Raw genomic sequence first — 12,682 nt, forward strand, 5'->3', positions numbered from 1 at the left:
AGGCGCGGTCGATCCATTGGCGCAGCCGCAGGAACCTGCGCGAGACGTGGCGCCGACGCACGTGAGGCCGAGGCCGATGGAGACGTGGTGCGGCAGGGCGGCGGCGAACAGGCTGGAGACGAAGATCGGGGCCTTGGGATTGGCCAAATTGTTCAGCAGCCCCATGCGGAAGGCGTAGGTCGTCCGGGAAGCCGGGCATGGCGCCTGGTCCGTGGGGCCTTCCAGCTTCCGGCGATCATGGCGACCAGCCAGAAGGCCGAAATGGCGCCGATGACCGAGAGATCCTGCGTGAGGCTCATGATATGTCCTTACCTGGTTTTCCGGGGGAGGCGTCGCCGGGTCAGGCGACCAGGCCGGGTCAGGAGACCAGGTTGATCGGGTGGCCGTCCACGAACGCCCTGATGTTGGCGGCGGTGGTCGCGGTGATCCGGCGGAAGGCTTCGACGGTGTTGTAGGCGTTATGGGGCGTGACGATCACGTTGGGCATGCCGGCCAGCACGCGCGCGGCCAGGATGTCGCGCAGCATGGCGGGGGTGGCCGGCGTGTCGGCGGCGAAGAGGGTGGCGGGGTGGCGCAGCAGGGTTTCGTCGGGCAGCACGTCCAGCCCGGCCGCCGCCAGGTGCCCGCTTTCGAGCGCGCGGACCAGGGCGGCGTTGTCGACGACCTGGCCCCGCGCGGTGTTGATCAGGACCGCGCCGCGCTTCATGAGGGCGAATTGCCGCGCGCCGATCATGTCGTCGGTCTCGGGGGTGGCGGGGACGTGCAGGCTGACGATGTCGGCCTGGGCCAGCAGCTCGTCCAGGGGCGCGTAGCGGACGTTCGGGGTGTTTTGCAGCGCGGGCGACGGGCGGGCATCATAGGCGATGACCGCCATGCCGAAGCCATGCGCCATCTCGATCGCCCGGCGGCCGATATGGCCGGTGCCGACGACGCCGAAGACCTTGCCGCGCAGTTCGAAGCCACGGGCGGGCGTGTAGGCGAAATCGCCGCGCCGTGTGGCCTCGGCGCAGGGGACCGTCGCGCGCGACAGGGCCAGCAGCAGGCCGATGGCGTGTTCGGCCACCGTGCTGTCGCCGTAGACCGGCACGTTGGAGACGCGGATTCCGTGGGCGCGGCAGTAATCGAGATCGACCGAATCGAAGCCGGTGGCGCGAATGGCGATGAAGCGCAGCTTCGGCAGCCGCGACAGGATTGCGGCGCCGAAATCGCAGCCGGCGAAGCCGCTGACGATGTCGGCATCGGCATAGGCGTCCACGATGCCGGCATCGATCGGCCGGGCGACCGAGGTGACCGTGAAGGCGGGATCGAGCGCCGAGACGGCGCTGGCGGTTTCGGCCTCGTCGGCGGAAAACAGGACGATCTTCATGGCGGGGTCTCTCCGGAACGCTTTTCTGGATAGGCGTTTCGCTGGCGTCTGTCTTTGATTTCCGTCCTTGATGTCCCTCGGCGGGCTCATGGCGCCAGGGTCAGGGTCCAGCGGGCCGGGCCGGGCAGCAGGGGGCGGGCCGTGCCGTCGACCCAGGCCTCCTGCCCCGCGCCGTAATAGGGGGAGAGCGGGTTGGCGGACTGGCCCATCGGCATGTCGAACAGGGCCGTGTCCTCGTGCCCCGGGCTGACCACCAGCCGCTCCGACGCGCCGAAGCCCGGTACCGCGACGCGGGGGACGAGGGTGTCGCCGGCTTCGGGGAGGTCGGGCGGGTCGGTCAGCCGGCCCAGCAGCGGCACCGCGCGGGACAGCGGGTGATGGATGCCGACATGGTTGGCCGCGCCCCAGCGGAACGACGCGACGCCGCCCGCCGCGCGGACATCCGCGGCCAGCGCGTCGAGGATGCTGTCGTCGATCGCCGTCCAGTCGCGCCGGCCGGGCGGGAGCAGGGCCGGGGGGCGCTCGGTCAGCAGGCGCTGCACCGCCCAGGCGGCGCGGGGCGGCACGCGCGGCGTCCCGGGCAGGCCGGGCAGGGCGTGGGCGTAGGCGCCGAAGACGATCGCCAGCGCGTGGGCGCGATATTGCCGTACCAGCCGGTAGCCGATCGATTCCGGCCGCGCCCGTTCGCCCCAGGCCGCGACATGGGGGGCCATGGCGGCGAGGTCCGCCCGGCCGGGGCGGGCGGCGATGGCGGCGGCCAGCATCGCCTGCCAGGGGCGCAGCACGGTGGCGTGGTCGTCGGTCTGGATCGCCAGCAGGTCGGCTTCGGCGAAATGGTCGCGCGTATGCAGGTCGTCGCGGAGGCGGCCGGCGCGCAGCCCGTCGGCGTAGCCGCCGTCGCCGAGGACGGCCAGCGCCGGGCCGCCGACCACCCGGCCGTTGGCGGTCCAGAGCCGGCCGCCGGGCGGGTCCACGATCTCGGGGATGTCGGCGGGGGGCAGCATGCCGTCCCAGCGGTGGCTGCCGTCGGCCCAGGAATGGGGCAGCCGGTCGTCCAGCCCGACGCGGCGCGGCACCTGGCCGATGATGGTCCAGCCGATATGGCCGTCGCGGTCGCCGGCCAGCAGGTTTTCCTGCGGCAGGGCGGCGCGGTGCGCGGCATCGAGCGCCGCGCGCACGCTGACGGCGGATTCCAGAGCGCGGACGCCGCGATAGTCGATGGCGCCCTCATCCTCCGCGCTCCAGTGCCAGACCAGCGGGCGGCCCCGGGCGTCCTGCCCGTTCACCGGGCCCCAGATCGTGGTGCGGATGGTCAGCGGATGGCAGGTCTCGTGGGCGGCGCAGAGGGTTTCCCGCGCCATGCCGAACGGTTTCGGCCCGTCCGGGGTCTGGTACCGGCCGGGATCGCCGGGCGGGATGTCCAGTGCGATCAGGTCGCCGGATTCGATGTAGCCGTCGGTGAAGGCCCAGGCGACGCGGGTGTTGGTGCCGACGATCTGGTAGGGCTCGCCGGGCAGGGTGACGCCGGTGAGGTCCAGCGTCGGGGCGGCGGCGGGGGCGGGGCGCAGGACCTGGCGGGCGCGGTACCAGATGTTGGGCACCATCAGGCCCAGATGCATGTCGTCGGCCACCATGGCGCTGCCGGTCGCGGTCAGGCGGCCGGAGACCGCGAAATTGTTCGATCCGCGTTCCGGCGCCGGGGGCGCGGCGTTGCCCGTATCGCTGGACGGCCGGGCGGGCAGGGCGGCGGGCATGGCGGGCGGCGTGGCGGTGGACCCGTCGGCCGGGGCGTCGAGCGGCGTCAGCTCGGGGTCGAGGAACGCCGCCATCTCCGGCCCCCAGGCCTGGCGCAGGGCGGCGCGCAGGCGCTGGCCCGTGCCGTCGGCGTCCTGGAGGTCGAAATACATCGCATAGACGACCAGCAGCGAGTCCTCGTCGCGCCAGGGGGCGGGGGGGATCCGCAGCAGGGTATATTCGAAAGAATCATGTGCCAGGGCGGTGCGTCCGGCATTCACGCCCGCCGTGTAGGCCGCCAGCAGGGCGCGGTCGGCCGGGTCCTGCCGGGCCAGGACGGCGCGGGCCCGGGTGCGGAAGCGGTGCAGGCGGTGCGTGCGGTCCAGGTCAAGCGCGGCGGGGCCGACCAGTTCGGCCAGTTCGCCCGCCGCCAGGCGGCGCAGCAGGTCCATCTGGAAAAATCGTTCCTGGCCATGAAGGAACCCCAGGGCACGGGCCAGGTCGGGGCGGGTGCGGGCGACCAGGGTCGGGACGCCGGCGGCGTCGCGGGTGATGGTGACGGGGGCCTCCAGGCCGGGCAGGCGACGCATGCCCTCCAGCGCCGGGCGGCTGGCGCGCAGTACCCAGACGCCATAGCCGGCGGCGGCGCCGGCGAGGACGATGGCCGCGCATGCCATGGCCGCCGCGACGCGCCGGGCCAGGCGGGCGCGGCGGCGGGGAGGCGCGGTGTCGGGACGGGAAGGGGGGATCATGCGCGTGCCCTGGAGTGTCCATGTTGAAGCCGGAACGGGTCGGCGGCCGGGGAAATTTTTATGGGACCGGAACGAAGCCCGCGCAGCGTAACCCTGCGGAATGTGTCCTGTCGCCCACTATTTTATTGTTTAATTTCATATTTTTGAATGAAGGGGGCACACTTGATGCGGGGGAACTGTGACAAAAAAGTCATATATTAAGGTTTCGTGATGACTGGTTGCAGTTCTGCATTGATATCGGACCGCGTTCCATCGCTTGATGATACCGTCATGTAACGATATTCGCGGGAGCACGTTAACTCTATGACCCTGAGGCGAAGCCTTATAGCGGCCACGATTCTTGCCGTTCAGTTCGATGTCTTCGGTGCGATGGCGCAGACTGCCACGATGTCCGGAACGTCCGCATCGAGCCATCGCCATGTCGCGAAGGCCAAGAAAGGCGCTAGCGCTTCCGCCCATTCCACCGCGACCGCGAAAAACGCGGCGGTGGCTCCGATGGCTCCGGCCAGCCTTGCCGCGCCGGTCGCGGCGCCCGTCTATCGCGCGCCCGCCGATTCCGGCGAGGCCGTGATCGTGACCGGCACCCATGCCTTCAATCGGCATGCGCGCGATTCCACGGCGCCCGTCAGCGTCATTTCCGCCGCCACCCTGATGCGGACCGGCGCGGTGAACATCGCCGACGCGCTGACGCGCATGGACCCGTCGATCACGGAACAGACGATGGGTGCCGACGCGGGGGCGCTGACGTCTTCCATCCGCATGCGCGGCCTGAACCCGAACGAAGTGCTGGTTCTGGTGGACGGCAAGCGCCGCCACACCACCGCCAACATCTATGCCGACCAGGGGCCGCAGCAGGGATCGACGCCCGTCGACCTGAACATGCTGCCGGCGAATGCGATCGACCATATCGAAATCCTGCGGGACGGCGCCGCGGCCATGTATGGATCGGACGCCATCGCGGGCGTGGTCAACATCATCACCAAGAAGACGGCCCATGGGCTGAACCTGACCGGGCAGACCGGCGCCAATGCCTATAACGGCGACGGCTGGCAGTACCAGACCGGCATCGATGGCGGGTTCAGCTTCCTCGGCGACGGCTATGTGCATATCGCCGGCCAGGTGATGCATGCCGACCATATGGTGCCGAAGGGCGCGTACGACCTGCGTTCGGACCCGAACAACGAGGATTACGCGGGTGTGAACTTCCCCGGCAATTCGAACAAGATCATGAGCACGCCGGAGGAGACCCGCGAGAACCTGCTGATCAATTTCGGCAAGACGCTGACCCCGGGGGTCGATTTCTTCGGCCAGATCACCTACGCGCATCGTCACAGCGAGGCGTACGAGAACTATCGCACGCCGACCAAGGCGCCGCAGATCTATCCGGCCGGCTTCTCGCCGCTGGAGACGATCGACGAGAACGACTTTGCCGCGACGCTGGGCCTGAAGGGCAACAATTTCCTGGGCTTCGACTGGGATGTCAGCACGACCTACGGCCAGGACGACGATTCGATCGGCAACAAGAACACCGCCAACCCGAACATGCTGAGCACCGACCCCACGGTGTGCGGAACCGACCCGACGAACGCGGCCACCTATTCGGCGAACGGGTGCGGCTGGTCGCCGACCACGGTGCTGGCCGAGCGGTATTCGCTGGCGCAATGGACGAACAATGCCGATTTCCGCCGCCGCCTGAAGATCGCCAATGTCGTGCCGGTGACGGTGGCGTTCGGTGCCGAGCATCGTCTGGAACAATACCAGATCTGGCCGGGCAATCCGCCTTCGTACCAGATCGGCGGCGCGCAGGGCTATGCCGGCCTGATGCCGGAGAACGCGGGCAAGTGGGGCCGCGACATCTGGGCCGGCTACCTGGACGGCGACTTCCATCCGCTGCCGCACTGGGACCTGGATTTCGCGGGCCGGTTCGAGCACTACACCGATTTCGGCAACACCGAGAACGGCAAGGTCTCGACCCGCTATGACTTCACGAAGCGCATCGCCATCCGTGGCACGGTCAGCAACGGCTTCCGCGCCCCGACGCTGCCGGAAGAACATTTCAGCGCCCTGAACGTGTCGCCCACCGGCGCCACGGGCCTGCTGTCGACCACCAGCGCCGCGGGCCGGTCGGTCGGCGCGCTGCCGCTGAAGCCGGAGCGCTCGTTCAGCGCCGAGGCCGGCGTGGTGCTGGAGCCGGTCGATGGCTGGCACGTTTCGGCCGATGTCTACATGATCGATATCCGTGACCGGATCTTCGGCAGCGCCACCTTCAGCGACAGCGACGCGCTGGACGCGATCGCCATGACCGGCGCCTCGCTGCCGGCCGGCATCACCAATTCCGACGTGTTCGTGAACTATTTCGCCAATGTCGGCAGCACGCGGACGCAGGGCCTGGACATCATGTCCGACTATCTGCTGCGCCTGCATCAATACGGCAACGTCGACCTGAGCCTCGGGGTCAACCTGAACCGCACCAAGGTCACCCGCACCAACAGCCTGGCCAACGGCCTGTCGGCGCTGAACGCGCAGACCGCGTCGTACCTGACCAACGGCGCGCCGAAGAGCAAGATCGTGCTCCAGGCGCACTGGACGATCGGCCAGTGGGACGTGAACGTGCGCCAGACGCGCTATGGCTCGACCAACATCCTGCAGACCTATGAGGACCAGGCGCCGGAGGCGTTGCAATATTCGAACACCGAATGGCAGTCGTTCCGGAACACCGCGGCGTGGCTGACCGACCTGGAGGTGGGCTATCGCGTGAACCGGGTGTGGCATTTCGCGGTGGGTGCGAACGACATCTTCAACGTGCGCCCGCGCCGCCTGCCGCTTGTCCTGAACTATCTGGGGGCCAACCAGTTCGACCAGAACTCGTCCGGCATTCCGTTCACCGGCGGCTATTACTACGGCCGGATCAACGCCACCTTCTGATCCTGGCTTTCGCCTGAGCCTGTCGGGACCCGCGATCGCCTGGCGATCGCGGGTTTCGTCGTCTGCGGGCCGTGCCGCCGGGGGCCTTCAATCCGCTCGGGCGTGGTGCGTCACGCGGATCGCCACCACGCCGTCCGGGGCGGCCTGCGCGGCACGGCCGGAGCCGAGGCGCCAGAGCAGGTGGGCCACCGCCATGACGGCCGGGCCGATGAACAGGCCGGACAGGCCGCAGCTTTCCAGCCCGCCCAGGATGCCCAGCAGCACCCACATGAAGGGCAGTTTGATCGAGCCGCCGATCAGCGCGGGGCGGATGAAATGGTCGGCCAAGAACAGCACGATCGCGCCGAACACGCCGACGCCGATGGCGGCGGCGAGCGTGGCGCCCTTGACCAGGATCAGGGCCACGCACAGGGCGAGGGCGATGCCGCCGACCATCGGGATCATGCAGGCCAGCGCGGTGAACATGCCCAGCAGCAGCGGCTGCGGCGCGCCTGCGATGACATAGGACAGGCCGATCAGCACGCCTTCGCCGAGCCCGACCAGGACCAGGCCGGCCAGCGCCCCGCGCACGGCGCCCACGACATGGTGCTGGACCATGACCCCCCGGGCGCCCAGCAGGCGCCAGACCAGCCGGTCGATCCGGGCGACCAGCGGCGTGCCGGCGCGCAAGAAGAAGAAGAGGATGAGCAGCGCGAAGCCCATGATGACCAGCCCGTTGGCCGCGCCGTGGCCCAGTTGTTCCACCATCGCGAGGCTGCGTTCGGGCTTGAGGCGCGTCATCAGCTCGTGGACGCTGTCGGCGGTGGCGAGGTTGGCCTGCCACCAATGCTGGACCTGTGCCCGGCCCCAGGGCAGGCGGTCGAGCCAGGCGGGGGCGGGGATGCCCTGTTCGGCGGCCTGCCTGACCCATTGCGCGCCTTCGCGCGCTTCGCCGGCGGCGGCGGAGACCAGCAGGCCGAAGGGAATGATGAAGACCAGCGCGATGCCGGCGACGATGGCGGCCGGGGCCAGGGCCACCGCGCGCGGGGACGGCCATTTCCGCCGCAGCCATGTCAGCAGCGGCCAGCAGACGATGGCGAGGACGCCACCCCAGAACAGGGCGGAGCGGAAGCGGCCGAGGATGAACAGGGCGAGCAGGGCCACGCCCAGCGCGAGCACGCCCTGGGCCCAGGACTGAAATCGCGTGCGGGACCGGACGGAGACGGCGTGGGGGGTGGACGAATGCGGGAACTGGGACATGCGGGCTCGATTCAGGAATGGCGGATCACGGGCCTGGCCGGAGCGTGGCGACGGTCGTGATAACGGATGCCGGGCGGGCGGCGTTGCAGACTGGTGGACCAGACTGGCAGGCCAGACTGGCAGGCCAGACTGGCAGGAGGGCCTTGGGAATGCGATTCGAATCCGGCCGGAGGCCTGTCCGTCGCGCAAGGCAGCCATGTCGTGCGGCGCTTTCGGGCGGGCCGCCCTTAAATTGCCGCAACGATTTCCCCATCTATGGGAGGCAGGACGTTTCGGCCTTCGCCGGGACACCTTGACCAGGGAGATCGTGATGTCGGTTTCATCCGTCGAGGAAAAAACAGCCGTGGTTCGGCCCATGGCGGGCGGGTCTCGGGTGCGGGGCGTCGCCATGACGCCCGCGCAGATCCATGCCGCCCATCGCAGCGCGTTGCGTCAGGCGGGCCGGCGCCTGCGCGGCCGGTCGCGGCCGGACGAGGCGGATGCGATGGCACGGCCCGGAACGCCTTCGCCCTGCCCGGTGTAACCGGGCCGGGCGCCGGGTTCGGCCGCCGGGGTCAGCTATCGACCGCGCGGCGGCCGAGGGCGGGGTCATCGGTGAAGAAGCCGTCCAGCCCCATGTCGAGATAGCGCCTGATTTCGGCGACCGAGCCTTCGGGATTGCGGGCGTCGTCGCCCGCATTGTTGCGGAGCTGGCGGGGCAGGAAGCGGTTTTCCGGCCGGCAGGTGTAGGAATGGACCAGCAGGCCGGCGCGGTGCGCATCGTCGATCAGGGTGGTCGGTGCCTGCCACGCGCCGGAGGCGTCGCGCGGGATCAGGTCGGTGTTGGACGGGCCGATGATTTCGGCGTAGGCGCGGACCTGCTTCAGCCCGTCCGGGGTCATCAGGTCGCCGAACGTGGTGGGGGCGCCGGCGGCCATGAGGTCGGGGACGCGGTCGGTCCGCTCGCCCAGCAGGAACATCAGGCGGGCCTGCGGGTTGATGGCCTGGACGCGCCCGCGCAGCATTTTCAGATTGCCGGTTTCGAAGGACTGGACCTCCAGCGGGGCGTAGCGCGTGTAGTCGTGCGCCGCGATCGCGCGCAGGAAGGTTTCCTCCGGCGTGTGGCCCAAAGCGTGGAAATGGGTCGAATTCTTGATCTCGGGGATCAGGCCGATCACGCGGCCCCGGGCCGCGGATTCGGCGGCGACGAAATCGATCACTTCCTCGAAGGTCGGGATGTCGAAATGCCCGTCATAGCGGGTGTTGTGCGGGCGGATGGCGGGCAGGCGCTCGCGCGCGCGCAGGGTCTTGAGTTCCGCCAGGGTGAAATCGGTGGTGAACCAGCCGGTCTCGGCCGTGCCGTCGATGGTGAGCGTGCGGCGGCGGGCGGCGAATTCGGGCCGGGTCGCGACGTCGGTCGTGCCGGCGATGTTGCTTTCGTGCCGGGCGACCAGCACGCCGTCGCGGGTGGGGACCAGGTCGGGCTCGATATAATCCGCGCCGTCGGCGATCGCCTTGGCATAGGAGGCCAGCGTGTGTTCGGGCCGCAGGGCCGAGGCGCCGCGATGGGCGAAGACCAGCGGCCGGGGGGCCAGCGACGCCGCCGCCAGGGCGCGCGGCGCGGCGCCGAGGCCTGCGGTGCCCAGGCAGGCGGCGCCCGTCATCAGGGGGAAGATGTCTCGGCGTGTCAGCACGGGCGGAGCCTTGGCATGAAGTGTCGGGGCGGCGGCATAATGGACAGAACATGCGCCGATGCTCAAGCGCCCGGCGATCGGGTCTGGACAGGCCGTTTTCATGCAATTAATGGGCATGACCATTATTGCGATGGAAATGGTGGGGGCGGGCATGGACGAGGGAGCCGGGCGGCGGGCGACGGACCCGCGGGCGTCGCTGGATATCGACGAGACGCCGTTTCCGGGCATGGCGATCACCTTGCGCGTCATGCGGCTGGGGGCGGTGTGGCGGACGCGGCTGGAGCGGGACCTGAAGCCGGAGGGGATGACCGTCGCCGGGGTCCGGCCGATGGTCTATCTGATGATGATGCCCGGCGGCGCGTCGCAGCGGGACCTGGCGATGGCGCTGGATACCGACGGTTCGGCGCTGGTGCGGGTGCTGGACCTGCTGGAAAAGGCGGGGCTGGTGGAGCGCCGGCCCGACGCGGATGACCGGCGGGCCAACAGCCTGTTCCTGACCGGGGAGGGGCGGCGCGCCTGCCGCCGCTTTCACGAGATCGCGGCGCGGCTGGAGGCCGAGCTGACGGCGGGCCTGTCGCCCGCCGACGGCGCGGTGCTGGCGGGGCGGCTGGACGACATCCTGCGCGTGGCCCGGCGGGCGTCCGCGCGCGACGGCGGTGCGGCGTGAGCCTGGCCCGTGCCGTGCGGATCCTGCCGGGGGTGCTGAGCGACGACGCGCGCTGGCGCGAGATGGTGGGGCGCGCGGCCTTCTGCGCGCGGACCTTCGCCGCGATCGGGCTGGCATTGTCCTGCTCGTTCTTCTTCCAGCTCGAATCGCCGATGTCGTCGGTGACGACCGTGATGATCGTGGCCAACCCCACCGTCGGCGCGCTGATGGCCAAGAGCATGTGGCGGATCATCGGCACGCTGCTGGGGGCGGCGATCAGCATCGCGCTGATGGCGGTGGTGGCGCAGTCGCCGGTGCTGTACACCATGATGCTGGCGGTGGTGGTGGGGTTCGCCTGCCTGGTCGCGACCTTCCTGCGGCTGTTCCGGGCCTATGCCGCCGTGCTGACGGGCTATACGATCGTCATCGTCGCCGCCCCGTCCTATGCCGATCCGGACGGCATCTTCCTGAGCGCCATGGCGCGGCTGTCGGCGGTGACGGTGGGCATCGTCGCGACGGCGGTGGTGTTCATGGCCAGTTCGGTCCGCCAGCCCGACCGGATCATGGCGCAGGTCGGCCAGATGGTGCGGGATGTGATCGCCCATGCCATGGCGTTCCATCGGTTCCAGTCCGGGGACGGGCGTCTGCCGGAGGGGTCGGCGGCGGCGGGGATGCCGGGCGGCTTCCGCACCCTGAGACTGCCGCCGGGCGATGCCCGGGGAACCCTGCTGGCGCGGGTGGCGGGGCTGATCGCGTCGGTGGAATATGCGGCGGCCGATACGTACGAGATCGCCCGGCGGGTGAATGCGCTGCGCGTGGGGCTGAGTGGCCTGGCGGGGGTGGTCGCGACCTATCATCCGCTATGGCACGACCTGGACGAGGACGGGGCGCCGATGCGCCGCCTGCATGGACGGGTCGCCGCGCTGATGACCGAGTTGCTGGAACTGACGGGACAGCCGGACTGGATCGGCCAGCCGCAGCCGGTGCTGTCGGCGATCAGCGGCGCGCTGGCGGAGCTGGAGGCGGCCGAGCGGGCCGAGCCGGACGATGCCGTGCTGCTGGCGACGGACAATATCCGCGACGTGCTGACGCAGCTCGATGCCGTGATCCGCATGCTGGTGGCGCCCGCCCTGCCGCGCCGGGTGCGGCTGCGCTGGTTTCTGGACTGGCCGACCGCGCTGCGCAACGGCGCGCGCGGCGGGCTGATCGCGCTGCTGGCCGGGCTGCTGTGGTACGTGCTGCACTGGAGCGCCGGGCCGATGGTGATGCTGTATGTCGTCGCGGCCTCCAGCCTGGTCGCGACCACGCCGTCGGCCTCGCGCTCCAGCGTGCTGATGGCGGCGGGTACCGCGCTGTCGGTTCCGGCGGGGATCGCGTGCCATATGCTGGTGCTGCCGCGGATCGACGGGTTTCCGCTGCTGTGGTTTTTCCTGTGCGCGTTCCTGGCGCCGGGGGTCTGGTTGCAGTTCAGCCCGCGCTACGGGATCGGGGCGTTCGGCTATGGCGTGTTCCTGGCCGCCATCCTCGATGTGTCCAACCCCATCCGTTACGACGATATCGGGCTGACCAATACCTGGATGGCCTTTCTGGTGGCCAGCGCGCTGCTGGTGCTGGGGTTTCGCGTCGTTCTGCCGCCGGACGACCGGCTGGACGCGGCGCGGCTGGTGGGCTCGCTGTCGCGGGCGGTGCGGCGGCTGGCGCTGGTGCTGCCGGTCGCGCCCGAGAACTGGATCGTATGGGAAGGCTTGCAGATCCAGAAGATCTGGCGGCTGGCGATGCGTCTTTCGGTGGGGGTGGGCCCGGCCGAGCGGCAGGCCTGTACCGATGCCGCGCTGGGGGTGGTGTCGCTGGGGCGGCTGGTGGTGCGGGCGCGGCGGATCGCGCAACTGCCGGCGCTGGACGCGGCGGATGCCGCGTCGATGCGCGCGGGGTTGCGCGGATTCGACAGCCTGCTGCTGGACCCGGAGGCGACGGCGCGCGGGCTGGTCGCGGCGGCGCGGGAGATGCTGGAGCGTGGCGGCGCGGGCGGCTTGCAGGCGCGGCAGGGGGCGGCGTGCCTGCGGCAGATGGCGGCGATCCTGCGCGCGGCGCCCGGCTTCTTTCATCGCCATGGGCCGCTGCAACTGGCGCCGGACATGCCCGGCGCGCGGCGCCCGCTGACGGCGCCGGTGCCGGCCTATACGCCCCTGCTGGGCCGGGTGCGGCGGAGGGAGGCGCGCTGACGGGGCACTGACCGCGCCCCGCGAGCCGGGGCGCGCGTGCAGGGAGCCCGCGGCTGCTTCCGGTTCGCCCATCCTGTTCGCCCGTCCTGTTTGCCCGTCGAACCACGCATGGCGCCGCATCGCCC

9 protein-coding genes are annotated in these 12,682 nt (G+C 70.3%); 4 read left to right on the forward strand and 5 right to left on the reverse strand.

Annotated features, from left to right (window positions below; genetic code table 11):
- Positions 1–152: 152 nt before the first annotated feature.
- The 3 genes from HLH48_RS03730 to HLH48_RS03740 all read right to left on the reverse strand — a co-directional run bounded on the left by HLH48_RS03730 (position 153) and on the right by HLH48_RS03740 (position 3,852).
- The gene (locus HLH48_RS03730; RefSeq protein WP_182996161.1) at positions 153–299 is read right to left on the reverse strand and encodes a hypothetical protein; all 147 of its coding nucleotides are present in this window, start codon (positions 297–299) and stop codon (positions 153–155) included.
- A gap of 59 nt (positions 300–358) precedes the next feature.
- Positions 359–1,366, reverse strand: coding sequence for an NAD(P)-dependent oxidoreductase (locus HLH48_RS03735; RefSeq protein WP_182996162.1), 1,008 nt, complete (start codon positions 1,364–1,366; stop codon positions 359–361).
- A gap of 86 nt (positions 1,367–1,452) precedes the next feature.
- Positions 1,453–3,852, reverse strand: a complete 2,400-nt coding sequence (locus HLH48_RS03740) for a penicillin acylase family protein (protein ID WP_182996163.1) — start codon at positions 3,850–3,852, stop codon at positions 1,453–1,455.
- Positions 3,853–4,155: 303 nt separating this feature from the next.
- On the opposite strand from HLH48_RS03740, the gene HLH48_RS03745 reads away from it, so the two are divergent.
- Entirely contained in the window at positions 4,156–6,777 is a 2,622-nt protein-coding gene (locus HLH48_RS03745) for a TonB-dependent receptor plug domain-containing protein (protein WP_182996164.1), read from the forward strand.
- Between the two features lie 87 nt (positions 6,778–6,864).
- On the opposite strand, the gene HLH48_RS03750 is transcribed toward HLH48_RS03745, so the two are convergent.
- Complete coding sequence (locus HLH48_RS03750) at positions 6,865–8,016, reverse strand: AI-2E family transporter (RefSeq protein ID WP_182996165.1); 1,152 nt, start codon at positions 8,014–8,016, stop codon at positions 6,865–6,867.
- A gap of 310 nt (positions 8,017–8,326) precedes the next feature.
- On the opposite strand from HLH48_RS03750, the gene HLH48_RS03755 reads away from it, so the two are divergent.
- Positions 8,327–8,539 carry a hypothetical protein gene (locus HLH48_RS03755; protein ID WP_182996166.1) on the forward strand — a complete coding sequence of 71 codons (213 nt, stop codon included), beginning with the start codon at positions 8,327–8,329 and terminating at the stop codon, positions 8,537–8,539.
- Between the two features lie 31 nt (positions 8,540–8,570).
- Here the strand turns inward: HLH48_RS03755 and HLH48_RS03760 are convergent, their stop codons facing one another.
- Positions 8,571–9,689 carry a glycerophosphodiester phosphodiesterase gene (locus HLH48_RS03760; RefSeq protein WP_373320245.1) on the reverse strand — a complete coding sequence of 373 codons (1,119 nt, stop codon included), beginning with the start codon at positions 9,687–9,689 and terminating at the stop codon, positions 8,571–8,573.
- Between the two features lie 115 nt (positions 9,690–9,804).
- On the opposite strand from HLH48_RS03760, the gene HLH48_RS03765 reads away from it, so the two are divergent.
- A complete protein-coding gene (locus HLH48_RS03765) occupies positions 9,805–10,356 on the forward strand; it encodes a MarR family winged helix-turn-helix transcriptional regulator (protein ID WP_246386803.1) in 552 nt (183 codons plus the stop codon).
- Positions 10,353–12,557, forward strand: coding sequence for an FUSC family protein (locus HLH48_RS03770; RefSeq protein ID WP_264812578.1), 2,205 nt, complete (start codon positions 10,353–10,355; stop codon positions 12,555–12,557). Before HLH48_RS03765 ends, HLH48_RS03770 begins: the two co-directional genes overlap by 4 nt.
- The last annotated feature ends 125 nt before the right edge of the window (positions 12,558–12,682 follow it).

It is taken from the genome of Gluconacetobacter sacchari (genome assembly GCF_014174255.1).
GTDB lineage: Bacteria > Pseudomonadota > Alphaproteobacteria > Acetobacterales > Acetobacteraceae > Gluconacetobacter > Gluconacetobacter sacchari.

Bases quoted from the DNA above. Each gene is read 5' to 3' on its own strand.
- HLH48_RS03730 (WP_182996161.1), bottom strand. From the start codon at position 299: ATGAGCCTCACGCAGGATCTCTCGGTCATCGGCGCCATTTCGGCCTTC.
- HLH48_RS03735 (WP_182996162.1), bottom strand. From the start codon at position 1,366: ATGAAGATCGTCCTGTTTTCCGCCGACGAGGCCGAAACCGCCAGCGCC.
- HLH48_RS03740 (WP_182996163.1), bottom strand. From the start codon at position 3,852: ATGATCCCCCCTTCCCGTCCCGACACCGCGCCTCCCCGCCGCCGCGCC.
- HLH48_RS03745 (WP_182996164.1), top strand. From the start codon at position 4,156: ATGACCCTGAGGCGAAGCCTTATAGCGGCCACGATTCTTGCCGTTCAG.
- HLH48_RS03750 (WP_182996165.1), bottom strand. From the start codon at position 8,016: ATGTCCCAGTTCCCGCATTCGTCCACCCCCCACGCCGTCTCCGTCCGG.
- HLH48_RS03755 (WP_182996166.1), top strand. From the start codon at position 8,327: ATGTCGGTTTCATCCGTCGAGGAAAAAACAGCCGTGGTTCGGCCCATG.
- HLH48_RS03765 (WP_246386803.1), top strand. From the start codon at position 9,805: ATGACCATTATTGCGATGGAAATGGTGGGGGCGGGCATGGACGAGGGA.